The following is a 17,723-nucleotide window of genomic DNA, read 5'->3' as shown; positions in this document are numbered from 1 at the left end:
TAGCGGGAACAGGACTCGAACCTGTGTCCGCTGTGGCGGATATGATCCCGATGAGCTGCCTAATGTTCTATCCCGCGATGTGTCGGATGCAAAATACGTCGAGTTTAGGTAAAAACAAGGAAAACTTTAAAAAATGTTTTATTTTTTGTATTAGCTTGATATAATTAGCTTTGAGGAATAAAGTTTATTAGAATCTTTGCTCAATCTCAATAATGGGAGTTAATTAGGTTATTAGTTGTGGATTAAATTTTTAATAAATTCTCTTCCAATTCCAGTTTTTAAATACTTTTCTCTTTTCATTGCTTCGGCTTTGGAAGGGAAAAATTCAACATAAATAACTTTCCAAGGTCTGAATTTTAAAGTATGACCTTTTGTCCCAAGAAAATTATGAGATTTAAATCTTTCTATTAAATTAGAAGTAAAACCAGTATAATTTTTATTGAATTTTTCAGAATAAACGATATAAACAACAAATTCTTTATTCTGAAAAAGAGAATAAAATAAAAAAATAGTAACGTGTGTAAATTTCTTTGTTTAGTCCGCGGCGGCGGATATGATCTCGACGAGCTGCCTACTGCTCTATCCCGCGATGTGCGTTTTGTAATCTCAATAAGGCTACATATTAGCGGGAACAGGACTCGAACCTGTGTCCGCTGTGGCGGATATGATCCCGATGAGCTGCCTAATGCTTTATGCCTCGATGTGTAGGATGCAAAATACGTCGAGTTTAGGTAAAAACAACGAAAAATTTTAAAAAATGTTTTCTTTCATCTATTGACTTGATATAACTACCTTTGCACAATAAATATAATATTAAAATGTCACATAAAGCAGGTTTTGTAAATATCATAGGAAATCCAAATGTTGGGAAGTCCACTTTAATGAATGCTTTCGTAGGGGAAAGATTGTCTATCATTACTTCTAAAGCACAAACAACTCGTCATAGGATTCTTGGAATCGTAAATGGGGAGGATTTTCAATTGATCCTTTCGGATACTCCTGGAATTATCAAACCGGCTTACGAAATGCAAGCCTCGATGATGAACTTCGTTAAATCTGCCTTTGAAGATGCTGATATCTTAATTTATATGGTTGAAATTGGAGAGCAAGATTTAAAAGACGAAGCTTTCTTTAATAAAATCATTGACGCTACAATTCCTGTCCTTTTATTATTGAATAAAATTGACAATTCCAATCAAGAGCAATTGGAAGAACAAGTGGCTTTCTGGACGGCTAAGGTTCCTAATGCAGAGATTTTTCCAATATCTGCTTTGCAGAACTTTAATGTTCCGGAAGTTTTTGGAAGGATTATCGAATTGTTACCAGAATCTCCAGCCTATTATCCTAAAGATCAATTGACAGATAAGCCGGAACGTTTTTTTGTGAATGAAACGATTCGTGAGAAAATCTTATTGAATTACAGTAAAGAGATTCCTTATGCAGTAGAAATTGTTACGGAAGAATTTTTTGAGGATGAAAACATTATCAGAATTCGTTCTCTAATAATGGTGGAAAGAGATACTCAAAAAGGAATTATTATTGGTCATAAAGGAGCGGCTTTGAAAAAAGTAGGAACGGAGGCTCGTGCTGATTTAGAAAAATTCTTTGGTAAACAAATACATATTGAATTGTACGTGAAAGTAAATAAAAATTGGAGAAGCAATGCAAATATGTTAAAACGTTTTGGTTACAACCAATAGATTAATTAGTAGCGATTAAAGCTTGTTTTTTTTATAAATATACATAAAATCAGTATTGGAGTTTTTCTCTGCTACTGATTTTTTTTTAGCCCAGATCGAAATGAAAACCCCACAGTGAAAAAAGGATATTGTTGCTGTGGTTGCAGAGCGACCATAGGAAGCTCCTGCAAGCACTTTGCAACAATTGCTTTGTGAACGAGGAGTTGCAATGGCGTGCTGGATTAGCTTCTGAAGATTACGATTCTAGGATTTCTAAAAATACTTTTTCTAATTCGTGAGTTTGATCGTTTCCGTTACTTCGAATTTGTTTCGCTATGAAATAAAGAAGAAACCACGATATAACCATTAATGCCAGTACGACTAAGTCGAAGGTGTAACTTTTTTTGAGTACAGAGTTGGAGTAGGCGATGCCACTAAAAATTAAAAAAACACCTGCAATTATAAAGTGTAAAAACATGAAGAAGGTCCATAAAGTAGGATCGGGACCAAATAAACCTCTAATATGTGTTTCGTTTTCGCCTTTTGATTCAAATTCTAGATGTAAATGGGGCGAATAATAAGTTTTTTTACTGCCCTGTATAAAAATCCAAACATGTGTTCCTCTAGTTTTTATGGTGTAATCTTCTGAGGGTGCAATTTTAAAAGTATTAAATTTTTGTATTAAAACAGAAGGGTTTATCAGCACATCTTTATAAAATCGCAAGCGAAGTCTCATTTCATTATTAGTGTTCATGTTGGTATAATTGGTTGGTTCAAAAGGTAAAGGTGCGCTAATATATAAAAAAATTGATAGTCAATCTATTTAACACTACCTTTGCAAAATATTTGAATAAATACTTATGAATAACATTGTTGCGATAGTAGGAAGACCTAATGTAGGGAAATCGACCCTTTTTAATAGGCTGATACAAAGAAGAGAAGCTATTGTAGATTCAGTTTCTGGAGTTACCAGAGATAGAAACTATGGTAAAAGCGAGTGGAACGGAAAAGAGTTTTCTGTAATTGATACCGGAGGTTATGTACGCGGTTCTGATGACGTTTTTGAAGGAGAAATCCGCAAGCAAGTAGAACTTGCGATTGATGAGGCCGATGTAATTATATTTGTGGTGGATGTAGAAGAGGGAATAACTCCTATGGATGATGCGGTTGCAAAACTACTTCGCAAGGTGACAAAACCTGTTTTACTGGCTGTAAATAAGGTAGATAATGCCATGCGTGAGAAAGATGCCATAGAGTTTTACAATCTTGGTTTAGGGGAGTATTATACTTTTGCGAGTATTTCAGGAAGTGGAACTGGAGATTTATTGGATGCTGTTATTGATGCGTTTCCTATAAAACCAGAACCAACTCAAGAAGAAATTGTATTGCCACGTTTTGCTGTTGTTGGTCGTCCTAACGCTGGTAAATCAAGCTTTATCAATGCATTGATTGGAAAAGACAGGTATATTGTGACTGACATTGCGGGTACTACTCGTGATTCTATAGATACAAAATTTGACCGTTTTGGTTTCGAATTTAACTTGGTTGATACGGCCGGAATCCGTCGTAAGGCTAAAGTGAAGGAAGATTTAGAATTTTATTCGGTGATGCGTTCCGTGCGTGCCATTGAGCATGCAGATGTTTGTATCCTTATTATTGATGCCACTCGTGGTTTTGAAGGGCAAGATCAAAGTATTTTCTGGTTAGCTGAGAAAAACAGAAAAGGAGTAGTGATTTTGGTTAACAAATGGGATTTAGTCGAAAAAGAAACGATGTCAACTCGTGATTACGAAGAGAAAATCAGAGAAGAATTAATGCCATTTACGGATGTGCCTATTCTTTTTGTTTCTGCTTTAACAAAACAGCGTTTATTGAAAGCATTAGAAGCGACTGTAAAAGTTTTTGAAAGTAGACAACAGCGTATTGCTACTTCAAAGTTCAATGAATTTATGTTGAAAGTTATTGAAGCGTATCCGCCACCTGCTACTAAAGGAAAATATGTAAAAATTAAATATTGCATGCAATTGCCTACTAAAACGCCACAGTTCGTGTTTTTTGCTAATATGCCTCAATATGTAAAAGAACCATACAAACGTTACCTTGAAAATAAAATTAGAGAAAATTGGGATTTCTCAGGAGTGCCAATTGACATCTACATTAGAGAGAAATAAATGTTAAATTTGTTGTAAGAAATTACATTGTCTAGTAATAAATAACTTAATTCGCTGTTGATTTTAAAATCATTAACAGCGAATTTTTTTATTTATGAAAAAAAAATACTTTCTAATTTTATCTTTCTTATTAACTATTTCTTCATTTGCCCAGAACAGCACGATAACGCTAAAGGGAAAAATTCTAGATAACAATACTAAAGTACCCATTGAGGCTGCGACAGTTTTTTTGACTTCAGTAAAAGATTCCGCAGTTATAGATTATACTATTTCTGATAAAAATGGGTTTTTTAAAATGGATATTAAAAAAATTAACAAACCATTTTTTTTGAAAATTTCCTATATGGGTTATGAAACTCTAAAAAAGGAAATACAAACTCTGACTGAAGATAGAGATTTTGGAATTTTAAACTTGATTGAAAACCAAAATAATTTGAATGAGGTCATTATAAAAAATGATGCACCACCGATTCGAATAAAAAAAGACACTTTAGAATTTAATGCATCGTCATTTAAAATTCGTCCAGATGCTAATGTAGAAACTTTACTAAAACAGTTACCTGGCGTAGAGATTGGTACTGATGGTAAAATCACCGTTAATGGAAAAGAAGTAAACCAGATTTTAGTAAATGGGAAACCTTTTTTTAATAAAGATGGTAAAATTGCCCTGCAAAGTTTGCCCTCGGATATTATCAATAAAGTTCAAATAACCGATACCAAAACCAAGAAAGAAGAGTTGAACAAAGAAGCTTCTACCTCTAATAATGCCAGTATTAACCTAACTATCGATGAAGATAAAAACAAAGGATTTTTTGGAAAATTTATGGGAGGTTACGGTACCGGAGATCGTTATGAGAGTAGCGCATTAATAAATTATTTTAAGAACAAAAGAAAAATAAGCGTGTTAGCTTCGGCCAATAATATCAATTCTATAGGCTTTTCTATGGATGAAATTTTTGATAATATGGGAGGCGGAAGAAACAGTTCTATGTCTTATAACTCTGACGGTGGCAGTTTTACAATAAACGGAAATCGCTATGGTGCTGGCAAAGGAATAACTCGGTCTAGTATGTTAGGTCTGAATTATTCGGATGAATTAATTAAGGATTTTGAAACTAGTGGTAGTTACTTTTTTTCTAATTCTAATTCAGATAATCGCAATAGAACCAAAATGATTACACTTCTTCCCACAGGAAATATAAATAGAGAATCAGAAGCGATAACAAATTCGGAGAGCTTTTGTCACAACTTAAATTTTCAAGTCGAATATAAAATAGATTCAACAGCCACTATTTTCGTAGCGCCTAAGTTTACCAAATCAAATACCAAATACAGCAACAATTCTGCAGAAAAATCATTTAATGAAGCCGGTGAACTTGTAAATAGTAATGTGGCTCAAATTTTTGACGAAAGTGATGGATTAGGATTTAGCAATGCTATTAATTTTAATAAGAAATTCAAGAAAAAAGGACGCTTTTTAAGTCTTTCTTTTGACAATGAAAATTCAAAAGAGGATTTAAGTTCCTTAAATAAAACCAATACAATGTTCTTCCTTAATTCAGATCCTGATATTGTAAGAAATCAAATTAGAATTAATAGAAATACCAAAGACGTTTATACTTCCGAAATTGAATATGCAGAGCCTATTACAGATTCTTTAAATGTAAAATTTGGAATTGTTTATAGTACTGAATCAAAAGTAGACCAAAGAAATACATTTGATTTTGATGCGAATTCTCAAAGTTATTCTGATTTAAATGCTGAACAAACAAATCATTTGAGTTCAAATAAAAAAGCTTTTCGTCCAGAAGTAGGTTTTTCATTAGAGAAGAAAAAATTTAATTTAAGCTTTAGTTCTGGTCCATCAATAGTTACTTATAATGCCAATTCCTTTTATTTAGGTACTAATTCTAATTTAACTTCAAATTACGTGTTGCCTTATTTAAACGGACGACTTAGTTATAAATTGAGTAAATCAAAATCTATTTATCTTAATTACAGTTATGATGTTGATTTTCCTGAAGCACGCGAAGTTTTACCCGTTGAGGATTTATCTAATCCATTGAGTACTACAATAGGAAATATAAATTTAAAACCTAGTCGTAATCAATGGGGATATTTAAGTTTTAGAAATTATGATTATGCAACTAGATCGGGCTATTCTATTTATTTTGGAGGAAACTTATATGAGGATCAAGTAGTTTCTTCGGTACTTTATGATTCTAACATAAAGGATATTACCACTTTTGAAAATGTATCTGGAACGTATTCTTCTTGGTTTGGAGCCAATTGGAATAAATCTATAAAAAAAGAAGCACATAATTTTAAATATGGTGTTAGTTTTAATTCCAATTATGGTTTATCAAAAGGATTTGTCAACGGAGCATCTTTTGAAGCGAATACATTGAGATTGAATCCTAAAGTGAATTTTACTTATGAATATGGCGAATTACTATCGATAAATCCAACTTATAATTTTACATACAATGATTCTAAATATACCAATTATAGAATTAGCAGTGCGTCAAGTGTTATTCATCGTTTTAATATACAAACTACTAATTATTGGCCTAAAAACTGGGTTTTTGGAAATGATTTTGGATATACCTACAACTCGAATATTGCAGATGGTTTCAAGAAAGATTTTTATTTATGGAATACCAGTTTGTCTTATAGTTTTTTTGATAAAAAAATGACTGCTAAAGTTAAAGTGTATGATGTTTTAAATCAAAACCAGAGTGCCACAAGAACCATTTCTCCAACAAATATAAGGGATGAAGAAAATACTGTTTTAAAAAGATATTTGATGTTTTCATTGACTTATAAGTTGAATAAATTTGGTGCTAAGGAAAAACCATCTGGAAACAGAATGATTTTTCACTAAAAAACAGAAAAAATTAGTTTCAGTTTTAGTGCTCTTTGCAACCATAAAGCAAAAAAAGTCCCGATTGTGTCGGGACTTTTTTATAAATATTAGTTAGTATTATATTATTTACAATTAACTTTTATTTTAATAGAATAGTTTGGGTCTAAAGGTTCATTTGTCTGAGCCAGTCGTTGTGATCCCGTATTGGCAGGACAAGCAATGTCATTTGTAGCATCATATATTAAAGATTTTCCAGAGGCGATAATTTCCTTAGGAACATAAATTTGCACTTTAGTTTTTGAATATCCCGACGGAAAATAGCGAATGTAATAGCCATCAGCATGCAAAGACCATATTCCGCTAGGGATATCACTTCTTACTGGAGCCATTCCAGCAATAATTGCATATTTTTCCATGTCAGCATAAGTGTAATTTCCAGAAGCTACCAATTGTCTAATTTTATTTTCTGCTTCAAAAATATTTTGTACACCGTCTGGAATTTTAGATTTTGCTTTGTTCATCAAGCTTGCTGGTAAAATTTCCAGCATTCCACCTTCTAGATGAGTAAGTTCTATTGGACTTAACAAAGCAACTGCAGTTAGTTTTACCTGGCCACTATAATCTGAAAAACGTGTTCTAGCTATAATTGTCCATAAAAGAACCTGAATGTCATTTTGATTAATCTCAGGATGTTTTTCTGCATTTTTAAGTATGGATGTTATAATGTCTTTTTTTGGTCCTAAAATGGGAGCGTACATATAACCATCTCCTTTTGAAGGTAAAAAGGTTCCAGCATGTAGGCAATAACTTTTATTTGTCATCTCAAAAAATCCTTCGCAAAGTATAAAACCACCATTTGTTGCTTTAGGGAGTAAATACAAAGGTTGTACGTTTTTCACAATTATTAAATCAGGAAATTTAGATCCGCTTTGATTTACATCTTCAAAAGAAGTGGTAATTGCGGCAGGTTTTTTTAAGACTTCATCTAGACCAAGTTTTTTTGCACCAATAGATGTTCCTAATTCTAAAGCTTTTTCTTTCCAACCACTAAATTGACAATAGCTATTTGTGCTATAAATTAAGAGTAGTAAAAAAAAGCAGCTTTTTATCTGTATATTTTTCATTATCAGTAGTTAAAATTAATTTTTCAAATATAAAATTAATTTTTAAAACATTTATGTTAAGAAAAATACTATTTTATTATTTAATCTCTTTATGTCTTGGCGCTTCATCAAGTTTGGTGCTTTATGCAAGAGAATTTTCTGCCGGAACCAAGAAATGATAAAAACACTAATCTCTTCAAACGTATGTTAGCAGTACGGTCGTTTATTTATTTTGTTTGGCACTTTTATTTTAACATAATTTATTATCTAAGTAACAGTGTTGATGCTTGGGTTTGTTTTACAAAGATAATTCCATCATAAGCATCTTTGAGTTTTTCATTTTCAACCATTTTTGGATTGTATGTTGAGCCTATTCCTCGGTAATTAACTTTAGAAGTTATATAATTATTCAAAATATCTATTTTACTAATTGAATTAAAATCTAAAAAAAAAGCTATCAAAAGAGCTTTCGTTAAACAACTTGCTACTCGTTTTAGTCATTGGTTCGGTAATTGAAAATATTTCAATTTTTTTATTCTTAATGCTATAAGCATTAAATGCTCCAGTAGCAAAATCAAATCCTAAACTATAATATTCATTTCCATATTTTTCTTTTAAAAAATGACCCATTGCGTAGTCATTTGTATAGGTGATATTGTTTTTTTTAATATGAAAATTATGTGCCCAAATAAATATTTTGCTCTCATTACCATTAAAATGTAATATTTGATTAATATTTTCTGACATTTCTTTATCTCGTATTTCTTGCCTATAATCTATGCACAAATTTATATATTGAATAATTGAATTTTGTAGGCTAATATATAATTCTTTGTTTTTAACTTCTGAACTTTTTAAAATTTCTTTTAATTCATTCATCACGATTAAATGGTTCTTTAATATATTCTTATTTAAATACTTAGTATTATTTTTTATAGTGTAAAAACTTAATATATCTAAATATTGAGTTTTGTTCTTATATAAATTTTCTGTTAGATGTTCAGAAATTATTTTAGCTGAATTTGAACAATCCATAATATCTATTCCGTAAAAATTTATTTGATTAGATTGAATTTTATCAACGTTGAATTTTTTCATCCATTCAATTAGTTCTAAAACTTCTTGAGTGTTCCAAATCCAAAATCCAATATTTTTCAGCAATTCTTTTGGATCATTTTTTTGTCCTTTTATGTAATTATTAATTGCAATACAATTTGCATAACTTGCCTCAATTGCAAAATTACGAACTCCTTGATTTTTAACTAAGTATTTAAAAAACTTAAATTTTAAATTGAAAAATTCTTTTGTTCCGTGTGTTGCTTCACCAAATCCAAAAATCCTTACTTTATTAAATATACTATCTAATTTAGCGTCTTTATCAATATCGATGTTGGGATCTGAATTGTTAAGTTGAAATGCGTTCTCATTTATTGCTTTAACAATAGCATTATTTTGACTAAACAAACATGAATTACAAAAAATAATTAATATTAATGTAACGATATTTTTCTTCATATTTTATATAATAAGTAGTTGGATAGTTTAGTTCTAATTCAAAAGAATAGTTCATAAAATTAGCATTTTTATTTAACTGACTGCTAACAGATAAATGACTTTGTATTTTTGATTATAGTTAATGATGAGGTAAAAAAAAACGCTACAGTTTTGTAGCGTTTTTTTAATATTTTATTTACCATCCTCCGCTAGATCCACCGCCAGAGAAACCTCCGCCGCCAAATCCGCCACCGAAGCCACCTCCGCCGCCTCCGAAACCACCTCCCGAAGAACCACCAAAGCCACCTCCGCCACTTCTGCCGAGACTACTTAAAATGATAGCATCTAATAAACTTGGCCCACCACCACTATTACCTGAGTTTCCACCACCGCCACCTTTGTTTCTTGATAATAAAACCAGTATTACAATAACAATAATTATAAATGGCAGTAAAGGGAAGTCATTTTTTTGTTGTGATTTTTTACGTTCTCCTTTGTATTTTCCTTTAAAAACATCAATTAACGCATCGGTACCTTTGTCTAAACCATTGTAAAAACTACCCGCTCTAAATTCAGGTAAAATAATATTCCTAATGATCTCTCCGCCAATACCTGCTGTCAATCTGTCTTCTAATCCATATCCGGGATTGATGGCTATTTTTTTTTCGGCTTTAGCCAATAAAATAATTACGCCATTGTCATCTTTTTCTGTTCCGCCAATTCCCCAAGTTTGACCCCATTTGGTTGCTAGTTGGCTTACATCTTCCCCTTTTAAGCTTTCAATAGTTATCACTACAATTTGAGTTGTAGTAGAATCAGAATATTGAATTAGCTTTTGTTCTAATTGCGCCTTATCTGTTGCGCTCAACACATTGGCGTAATCATATACTGAAGTTTGAAAACTAGGTTTTTCTGGAATTGTAAACTGTGCAAAGCTTAGCTGTGTAAGCAGTAAACAGATCACTAACTTTAAGGAATTTAAAGTAATCTTTTTATTTAATATCATTATCCTTTTGATATTTCGTTAGATAATTCATCTTTATCTCCTTCTAGATGAGGGAAATACTGTTGTAATTGTTCTCCCGCTTTAATGATTCCGTCAATAAGCCCTTGTTTGAAATTGCCATTTTTAAAATGAGCAACAATTACATCTCGAGTAGAATTCCAAAAATCTTCTTTAACGACATCATTAATGCCTTTGTCTCCGCAAATTACAAAATTGCGGTCTTTTACGGCTACATATATTAGAACGCCGTTTTGAAGTTGGGTTTGATCCATTTTAAGTTGATTAAAAACTTCTAGAGCACGATCATAAGGATCAAGAGCAGTGGTTTTTTCTAAATGCACTCTTATCTCGCCAGAAGTATTTTTTTCAGCCGTACAAATAGCTGCAACAATTTCTTGTTCTTCTTCTTTGGTTAAAAAATCTTCTACTTTTGACATGGGAAAAATTTAGGAATGAAGATTAACGATTTTGAAGTTAGAAATAGCATCCTAAAATCAAAATCGTTAATCAAAAAACTGAAAATATTTTTTAGAATTTTACTTCTACTGGTTTATCAGCACCTTCAACAGCGTTGAAATAAGCTTTTTCTTTAAATCCAAACATTCCTGCAAACATACTATTTGGGAAAGTTTTAATGTGCGTGTTGTAAGGTTTAACAGCTTCGTTAAAACGAGTTCTAGCCGTTAGAATTTGATTTTCAGTGCTTGCTAACTCATCTTGCAATTTCAAGAAATTAGCATTGGCTTTTAAATCAGGATATTGCTCAACAGTAACTAACAATCTTGATAATGAACTGCTAACTCCGCTTTGCGCTTTGTTAAATTCGGCTAATTGTTCTGGTGTGATATTCGTAGGATCAACTGTTACTTGAGTAGCTTTAGCACGTGCTTCGATAACAGCAGTCAAGGTTCCTTTTTCAAATTCGGCAGCACCTTTTACGGTATTTACTAAATTTCCGATTAAGTCATTTCTTCTTTGGTAAGCGGTTTGAACGTCACCCCAAGATTGTTCTACGGTTTGATTTAAAGTTACGGCTGTATTGTTAATTCCTTTAACCCAGCTAAAAATTACTATGACAACAACTGCTACGATAATCCAAGGCAAAAATCTTTTCATGTTTATTTAATTTAAGTTTAGTGTTTATTTATTGTTTTAAAATCTAAATTTCGTTTTTAATATTGGTTAATTGTGTTCGTATGGTTTCTAGTTTTCTAATAATATCAAATTTATCTAAAGTTTTCTTTTGTCCCTCTTTTAGATGGGTTTTAGCACCTTCTAGGGTAAAACCTCTTTCTTTAACCAAATGATAAATCAATTGTAAATTAGTAATATCCTCAGGAGTGAACATTCGATTTCCTTTAGCATTTTTTTTAGGTTTTAAAATGTCAAATTCATTGTCCCAAAAACGAATCAGTGAGGCATTTACATCAAAAGCTTTAGCTACTTCTCCGATGCTATAATATCTTTTGTCTTTTGAAAGTTCAATGTGCATGTTTGTTCTACTTTATAATTTCTACTGGTCTATCGACTTGAACTCTGTAATCGTTAATCCAGTGATTGATTTTCTTGATTCGCTAATTTTGCTATAGCTACATATTCTACTGCAGATATATTTCCGTAATAAAAATTAAGAGGATTCACTACCTTTTGATCTTTATGAACTTCGTAGTGCAAATGAGGCGCTTCAGATCTGCCCGTGCTTCCCACATATCCAATAATATCTCCACGATTTACTTTTTGCCCTGCCCGAATATTGTATTTGCTTAAATGCGCGTACAAAGTCTCGTAGCCAAATCCGTGCCGAATAACGATATGATTACCATACCCAGATGCATTGTTGTCCGCTCTAGCAACGACTCCGTCTCCTGTTGCATAAATTGGAGTTCCAGTTTTGGCTGTAAAATCCATGCCTTCGTGCATTTTTCTTACTTTAGTAAATGGATCTGTTCTGTATCCAAAACCAGAAGCCAAATGTTTCAAGTTTTCATTTCTAACGGGCTGTATAGCTGGAATTGCAGCTAGAAAAACACTTTTAGCTTCAGCTAATTTTAGTATTTCATCCAATGATTTCGATTGAATGACTAATTCTTTGTTAAGCACATCAATTCTTTTTGTGGTGTTCATCACCAACTGCGAGTTATTGTATCCTTCCAATTTTTTATACCTATTTATTCCAGGTAATCCAGCTTTTCGAATAGAATCTGGAATAATCGTTTTGTTAAAATAAGCACGATACACATTATTATCTCGCTCCTCTATAGCATCAATAACAAGATTCGCCTGCTCTATTTTTTTATTCAAAATGGCATAATTCAATTTCAAATTTTCAATTTCACGCGCTTGCAAACGATCTTTTGGTGTTTCAAAATAAGGTGTGTTTAATAAAATTATAAAACTCAATATACCAAACAGAGCCGAAGCCACTAAAAATAAGATTATAACACCAATTTTTTTTCTTTTTCGTGTTTTTATTTTTCGGTAGGCTAGATTTTCGGAATCGTAATAATATTTTACTTTCGACATATTTTAAAATACCCTATTTTTGCACACTGTAAAAAGGTTAGACGAACAAATTTAAGAAATGTTTCATTTGCAACAGCCTTTTTTAGAGAATAAATATATTAATGTGCCTTATCCAGCTAACCGTTGCAAGTTCGCTGTTTAAAATATTTTTTTCTAATGCGCCGTCAGGAGCTTCCTCCGGTCGCTCTGTCAACTCAAGAAAAAATAAATTTTAAAACAGCAAAGCTTTCCACTTCTATCTGGGGCAGAGGATATTCTGAATCACACATAAATTAACCACTTTGTTTAGTGGCCCAAAATAAAAATATGAAATCACAAGACGTACGTAAACAATTTCTAGATTTTTTCGCATCACAAGGACACCTTATTGTTCCTTCAGCGCCTATCGTTCTAAAAGATGATCCAACCTTGATGTTCAACAACTCAGGAATGGCGCAGTTCAAAGAATATTTTTTGGGAAACGCAACGCCAAAAAGCAATAGAATTGCCGATACTCAAAAATGTCTTCGTGTTTCAGGAAAACACAATGACTTGGAGGATGTTGGTTTTGATACGTATCACCATACGATGTTCGAAATGTTGGGAAATTGGTCTTTTGGTGATTATTTTAAAAAAGAAGCAATCAATTGGGCTTGGCAACTTTTAACGGAAGTGTATAAAATTCCTAAAGAAAATTTATACGTTTCAGTTTTTGAAGGTAATGCAGAGGAAAATGTACCTTTCGATCAAGAAGCTTGGGATATCTGGAAGGAGTTGATTGATGAAGACCGAATCATTCTTGGAAATAAAAAAGATAATTTCTGGGAAATGGGTGATCAAGGACCTTGTGGACCTTGTTCAGAAATTCACGTTGATTTACGTACCGCTGAAGAAAAAGCAGCAGTTTCAGGAAAAAGTTTAGTCAACAATGATCATCCACAAGTGGTTGAAATTTGGAACAACGTATTTATGGAATTCAACCGTAAAGCCGATGGTTCATTAGAAAAATTACCTGCAAAACACGTTGATACCGGAATGGGATTTGAGCGTTTGTGTATGGCATTGCAAGGAGTGACTTCTAATTATGACACGGATGTTTTTACCCCACTTATTGAAAAAGTAGAACAAATTACTGGAGCTAAATATACTACCAATGATGTCATTCTGAGCGCTAGCGAAGAATCTCAAAACAAAACTAATATTGCTATTCGTGTCATTGTAGATCACGTTCGTGCGGTTGCTTTTGCAATTGCTGACGGACAATTACCCTCTAATACTGGTGCAGGATATGTAATTCGTAGAATATTGCGTCGCGCTATTCGTTACGGTTTTACATTTTTAGACATCAAAGAGCCTTTTGTCAATCAATTAGTTGCTGTTTTAGCAAACCAAATGGGTGAATTTTTCCCAGAAATCAAATTGCAAGAAACGTTTGTGACGAATGTGATTCGTGAGGAAGAAGCTTCATTTTTGAGAACATTAGACCAAGGTTTACAGTTATTAGACAAAGTTATTGCCGATACTAAAAAAGCCCTTCCTTCGGAGGGGTTGGGGAGGATTTCAGGAGCTAAAGCATTTGAACTGTATGATACTTTTGGTTTTCCAAAAGACTTAACAGCTTTGATTTTGAAAGAAAAAGGAATGTCTTTCAACGAGGCTGAATTTGACGCTTCGATGCAAGCTCAAAAAGCGCGTTCTCGTGCAGCATCTGAAGTTTCAACCGAAGATTGGTCAGTTTTAATTCCTGGAAATGTAGAAACATTTGTGGGTTATGACCAAACTGAAAACGAAGCGAAAATTACGAGAATTCGTAAAGTAGATAGCAAAAAAGATGGAGTTTTATACCAAATAGTTTTAGACAACACACCATTTTATCCAGAAGGAGGAGGACAAGTTGGTGACAAAGGAATATTGGTTTCTGCTAATGAAACTATTGAGATTATAGACACTAAGAAAGAAAATAATTTAATTCTACATTTTACAAAACAACTTCCTGAAAACATTGAAGCAAGTTTTGTGGCCAAAGTAAATACAGAATTAAGAACTTTAACATCAAGAAATCACTCGGCTACACACTTAATGCATCAAGCTTTAAGAAGTATTCTGGGAACGCATGTGGAGCAAAAAGGTTCTTTGGTAAATTCAAGCTATTTGCGTTTTGACTTTTCTCATTTTGCAAAAATGACGGAAACAGAATTGCAACAAGTGGAAGATTTTGTTAATGCTAGAATACAGGAGCAATTACCACTTATCGAAAGAAGAAATATTCCTTTTGCGCAAGCAGTAGAAGAAGGAGCGATGGCTTTATTCGGTGAGAAATATGGCGATCATGTTCGAGCGATTAAATTTGGCGAAAGCATGGAATTGTGTGGTGGAATACACGTGAAAAATACAGCGGAAATTTGGCAATTCAAAATTGTTTCAGAAGGAGCAGTTGCAGCAGGAATTCGTCGTATTGAAGCGATTACGAGTGATGCGGTAAAAGCATTTTATGCTACGCAAGAAAACACATTAAATGAAGTGAAAGTTGCTTTGAAAAACCCACAAGATATTTTGAAAGCGGTTCATTCGATGCAAGAAGAGAATTCTAAATTCAAAAAAGAAATTGAAAATTTAGTAAAAGAAAAAATTGAGGGACTAAAAAATATTTTGGTTACTGAATTTCAAGAAATCAATGGGGTTAACTTTTTATCTAAACAAGTTAATTTATCAATGAGCGCCACAAAAGATTTGGCTATGGCAATTGGAAGCGCAACACCGAGCTCGTTTGTGTTTTTGGCTTCTATTGAAGACGGTTTACCCAATATTCATTGCTTTATTTCTAAAGAATTAGTTAGCCAAAAAGGACTTAATGCTGGTAATGTAATTAGAGAACTAGGTAAATTCATAGACGGAAACGGTGGCGGACAACCCTTTTTTGCATCAGGAAAAGGTAAAAATGTATCTGGAATTAAGGAGGTATTAGAAAAAGCAATTGATTTTGTGAAATAGTAAAAATGTATAAATACAAACAACCCTTTTAGAACTCGTTTTTAAAAGGGTTGTTTGCTTTTGTAGTAAAGACGTATTGAAAAGAATCTCTTGAATTTAGCACTTATTACCGTTTTGCTAAATCATTTCTCCTGATAACAATAAACAAATCGGCAGTTTCTATTTTAAATCGAAATGTTTGAGTTTTTTTATTGGTTTAAATTATTCAACTTTGTAAGAAAGTAAGTGAAATGAATTTCAGAACTCCAATACCTATTCCAAAAAGTAATCGGCTTATAGATTACAATTCGAAAATTGTTTCTCTTGGTTCTTGTTTTGCAGTGAATATGGCAGAAAAATTGGATTATTTCAAGTTTCAAAATACTTGCAATCCGTTTGGGATTTTATTTCATCCTCTGGCTATTGAGAAATTTATTGATTTTGCTGTTTCTAAAAAACAATTTACCGAAAACGATATCTTCTTTCATAATGAATTGTGGCATTGTTTTGATGCGCATTCGGATTTAAGTAATCCCGATAGAGAAGAATTGCTAGTTTCATTAAATGCTGTTGTCCAATCTGCTAAAATAGCAATAGAACAAGCTTCACATGTTATTATTACTTATGGTACATCGTGGGTTTATAAAAATATAGAAAGCAATGAAGTTGTTGCCAATTGTCATAAAGTACCTCAAAAACAATTTGAGAAATCTATTTTGTCAATAGAAACTATTCAAAAATCTATTAGAAATACAATAGATTTAATTCAAAAAGTAAATTCAAAGTGCTGTGTTATTTTTACGGTTTCTCCAGTGCGTCACATCAAAGATGGTTTTGTTGAAAATCAATGGAGCAAAGCAAATTTAATTTCTTCAATTCATCAAGTTATACAAACAGAACATTTAAAATTAAATACTGGATACTTTCCTTCCTACGAAATTATGATAGATGAACTTCGTGATTATCGTTTTTACAGCGAAGATATGTTACACCCCAATCAAGTAGCGATTGATTATATTTGGAAACGTTTTAAAGAAACCACTATTTCTGATGGAGTTTTTACCACGATGGAGGAAGTAGAGAATATTCAAAAATCACTAATGCACCGGCCATTTAATCCGCAATCTGAAAGTCACTTAAAATTTGTGTCTAAATTGAACCAAAAAATCACTAAATTAGAAACTCAAAATCCATTCATGAAATTTTAATTATGCTAAAAAGACTATTTATTTTCATCGGAATTATAATTACTGTTTTTCTATTATTCAAATACTGTGAATTTAAAAAAGACGATAATACAACTACTATAGACGGCTCAGGCTTAATTCAGCAACAAATTCTAAATGTTGGAAAACTAATTGTTACTGAGGGACATTTCTCTGAAGTGATTACTTATAAAAATCAAGAAAAGTATTTATTAAACATGCTTTCTTTTGAGAAAAAAGCACTCGTTGTCGTAAATGCTGATGTAACAGTTGCCTATGATTTACATAAAATGAAATATGATATTGATGAGAAAAATAAAACCATAACGATTGTTTATATTCCCAAAGAAGAAATAAAAATTAATCCAGACATTAAGTTTTATGATGTAGAACAAAGTAAACTGAACCCTTTTACTGGCGAAGATTACAACAAAATTAACAAATCTGTAAAAGCGAATTTAGCTAAAAAAATAGAAAGTTCTACTTTGAAAACCAATGCTCAAAACAGATTAATTAGCGAATTGTCTAAACTATTAATTACGACTAGTCAATTAGGGTGGACACTGAAATACGAAGGAAAAGTGATCGAAAGTGAAAAGGAATTTGGACAACAAATTAAATTGTAGGTAAAAAAAAATCGCATATTCTCAGTGTATTAATTAATCTGAGAATATGCGGTTTAATTTTAAATAATCTATTTTCACTAGAGCAATCTGCGAAAATGAGC

At 32.2% G+C, this 17,723-nt stretch carries 15 protein-coding genes and 1 tRNA gene; 6 read left to right on the top strand and 10 right to left on the bottom strand.

What is annotated here, in order from left to right; genetic code table 11:
* Together MW871_RS08790 and MW871_RS08785 are read right to left on the bottom strand one after the other, a co-directional pair.
* Window positions 1–77: transfer RNA gene (locus tag MW871_RS08790), tRNA-OTHER, on the bottom strand.
* A 154-nt stretch (window positions 78–231) separates the two neighbouring features.
* A complete protein-coding gene (locus MW871_RS08785) occupies window positions 232–462 on the bottom strand; it encodes a GIY-YIG nuclease family protein (RefSeq protein ID WP_248428288.1) in 231 nt (76 codons plus the stop codon).
* 356 nt (window positions 463–818) lie between these two features.
* Between MW871_RS08785 and era the strand changes: the two genes are divergently transcribed.
* On the top strand, window positions 819–1,700 hold the full coding sequence (era, locus tag MW871_RS08780; RefSeq protein ID WP_248428283.1) for a GTPase Era: 882 nt from the start codon (window positions 819–821) through the stop codon (window positions 1,698–1,700).
* A 235-nt stretch (window positions 1,701–1,935) separates the two neighbouring features.
* On the opposite strand, the gene MW871_RS08775 is transcribed toward era, so the two are convergent.
* Complete coding sequence (locus MW871_RS08775; protein ID WP_188049520.1) at window positions 1,936–2,433, bottom strand: hypothetical protein; 498 nt, start codon at window positions 2,431–2,433, stop codon at window positions 1,936–1,938.
* A gap of 106 nt (window positions 2,434–2,539) precedes the next feature.
* On the opposite strand from MW871_RS08775, the gene der reads away from it, so the two are divergent.
* Both der and MW871_RS08765 read left to right on the top strand, forming a co-directional pair.
* Complete coding sequence (gene der / locus MW871_RS08770) at window positions 2,540–3,850, top strand: ribosome biogenesis GTPase Der (RefSeq protein WP_188049521.1); 1,311 nt, start codon at window positions 2,540–2,542, stop codon at window positions 3,848–3,850.
* Window positions 3,851–3,944: 94 nt separating this feature from the next.
* A complete protein-coding gene (locus MW871_RS08765) occupies window positions 3,945–6,734 on the top strand; it encodes an outer membrane beta-barrel protein (RefSeq protein WP_248428282.1) in 2,790 nt (929 codons plus the stop codon).
* Between the two features lie 104 nt (window positions 6,735–6,838).
* Here MW871_RS08765 and MW871_RS08760 read toward each other — a convergent pair whose 3' ends face one another.
* From MW871_RS08760 to MW871_RS08730, 7 genes are all read right to left on the bottom strand, one after another.
* Window positions 6,839–7,840, bottom strand: a complete 1,002-nt coding sequence (locus tag MW871_RS08760) for a hypothetical protein (RefSeq protein ID WP_248428281.1) — start codon at window positions 7,838–7,840, stop codon at window positions 6,839–6,841.
* A 414-nt stretch (window positions 7,841–8,254) separates the two neighbouring features.
* Window positions 8,255–9,334 (bottom strand): erythromycin esterase family protein, encoded by a 1,080-nt coding sequence (locus MW871_RS08755; RefSeq protein ID WP_248428280.1) that lies wholly within the window; start codon window positions 9,332–9,334, stop codon window positions 8,255–8,257.
* Window positions 9,335–9,509: 175 nt separating this feature from the next.
* Entirely contained in the window at window positions 9,510–10,319 is an 810-nt protein-coding gene (locus tag MW871_RS08750; RefSeq protein ID WP_248428279.1) for a TPM domain-containing protein, read from the bottom strand.
* Complete coding sequence (locus MW871_RS08745; protein WP_188049526.1) at window positions 10,319–10,756, bottom strand: TPM domain-containing protein; 438 nt, start codon at window positions 10,754–10,756, stop codon at window positions 10,319–10,321. Before MW871_RS08745 ends, MW871_RS08750 begins: the two co-directional genes overlap by 1 nt.
* A gap of 91 nt (window positions 10,757–10,847) precedes the next feature.
* Window positions 10,848–11,435 (bottom strand): LemA family protein, encoded by a 588-nt coding sequence (locus MW871_RS08740; RefSeq protein ID WP_188049527.1) that lies wholly within the window; start codon window positions 11,433–11,435, stop codon window positions 10,848–10,850.
* A 43-nt stretch (window positions 11,436–11,478) separates the two neighbouring features.
* Window positions 11,479–11,811 (bottom strand): MerR family transcriptional regulator, encoded by a 333-nt coding sequence (locus tag MW871_RS08735; RefSeq protein WP_188049528.1) that lies wholly within the window; start codon window positions 11,809–11,811, stop codon window positions 11,479–11,481.
* A gap of 53 nt (window positions 11,812–11,864) precedes the next feature.
* Window positions 11,865–12,842, bottom strand: coding sequence for a M23 family metallopeptidase (locus tag MW871_RS08730; RefSeq protein WP_248428278.1), 978 nt, complete (start codon window positions 12,840–12,842; stop codon window positions 11,865–11,867).
* Window positions 12,843–13,148: 306 nt separating this feature from the next.
* On the opposite strand from MW871_RS08730, the gene alaS reads away from it, so the two are divergent.
* From alaS to MW871_RS08715, 3 genes are all read left to right on the top strand, one after another.
* Window positions 13,149–15,812 (top strand): alanine--tRNA ligase, encoded by a 2,664-nt coding sequence (gene alaS, locus MW871_RS08725; protein ID WP_248428277.1) that lies wholly within the window; start codon window positions 13,149–13,151, stop codon window positions 15,810–15,812.
* A gap of 230 nt (window positions 15,813–16,042) precedes the next feature.
* Window positions 16,043–16,999 carry a GSCFA domain-containing protein gene (locus MW871_RS08720; protein ID WP_248428276.1) on the top strand — a complete coding sequence of 319 codons (957 nt, stop codon included), beginning with the start codon at window positions 16,043–16,045 and terminating at the stop codon, window positions 16,997–16,999.
* A 2-nt stretch (window positions 17,000–17,001) separates the two neighbouring features.
* The gene (locus MW871_RS08715; protein WP_188049532.1) at window positions 17,002–17,622 is read left to right on the top strand and encodes a DUF4230 domain-containing protein; all 621 of its coding nucleotides are present in this window, start codon (window positions 17,002–17,004) and stop codon (window positions 17,620–17,622) included.
* Window positions 17,623–17,723 lie beyond the last annotated feature (101 nt).

Origin of the sequence: Flavobacterium pygoscelis (assembly GCF_023162025.1) — a bacterium.
Classification (GTDB): domain Bacteria; phylum Bacteroidota; class Bacteroidia; order Flavobacteriales; family Flavobacteriaceae; genus Flavobacterium; species Flavobacterium pygoscelis.
This window is presented reverse-complemented; position numbering and strand designations above follow the sequence as displayed.

What these genes read in the sequence shown, in the direction of transcription:
- MW871_RS08720 (WP_248428276.1), top strand. Translation starts at nt 16,043, where the DNA reads ATGAATTTCAGAACTCCAATACCTATTCCAAAAAGTAATCGGCTTATA.
- MW871_RS08755 (WP_248428280.1), bottom strand. Translation starts at nt 9,334, where the DNA reads ATGAAGAAAAATATCGTTACATTAATATTAATTATTTTTTGTAATTCA.
- MW871_RS08750 (WP_248428279.1), bottom strand. Translation starts at nt 10,319, where the DNA reads ATGATATTAAATAAAAAGATTACTTTAAATTCCTTAAAGTTAGTGATC.
- MW871_RS08730 (WP_248428278.1), bottom strand. Translation starts at nt 12,842, where the DNA reads ATGTCGAAAGTAAAATATTATTACGATTCCGAAAATCTAGCCTACCGA.
- MW871_RS08740 (WP_188049527.1), bottom strand. Translation starts at nt 11,435, where the DNA reads ATGAAAAGATTTTTGCCTTGGATTATCGTAGCAGTTGTTGTCATAGTA.
- MW871_RS08715 (WP_188049532.1), top strand. Translation starts at nt 17,002, where the DNA reads ATGCTAAAAAGACTATTTATTTTCATCGGAATTATAATTACTGTTTTT.
- era (WP_248428283.1), top strand. Translation starts at nt 819, where the DNA reads ATGTCACATAAAGCAGGTTTTGTAAATATCATAGGAAATCCAAATGTT.
- MW871_RS08735 (WP_188049528.1), bottom strand. Translation starts at nt 11,811, where the DNA reads ATGCACATTGAACTTTCAAAAGACAAAAGATATTATAGCATCGGAGAA.
- MW871_RS08760 (WP_248428281.1), bottom strand. Translation starts at nt 7,840, where the DNA reads ATGAAAAATATACAGATAAAAAGCTGCTTTTTTTTACTACTCTTAATT.
- MW871_RS08745 (WP_188049526.1), bottom strand. Translation starts at nt 10,756, where the DNA reads ATGTCAAAAGTAGAAGATTTTTTAACCAAAGAAGAAGAACAAGAAATT.
- der (WP_188049521.1), top strand. Translation starts at nt 2,540, where the DNA reads ATGAATAACATTGTTGCGATAGTAGGAAGACCTAATGTAGGGAAATCG.
- alaS (WP_248428277.1), top strand. Translation starts at nt 13,149, where the DNA reads ATGAAATCACAAGACGTACGTAAACAATTTCTAGATTTTTTCGCATCA.
- MW871_RS08775 (WP_188049520.1), bottom strand. Translation starts at nt 2,433, where the DNA reads ATGAACACTAATAATGAAATGAGACTTCGCTTGCGATTTTATAAAGAT.
- MW871_RS08765 (WP_248428282.1), top strand. Translation starts at nt 3,945, where the DNA reads ATGAAAAAAAAATACTTTCTAATTTTATCTTTCTTATTAACTATTTCT.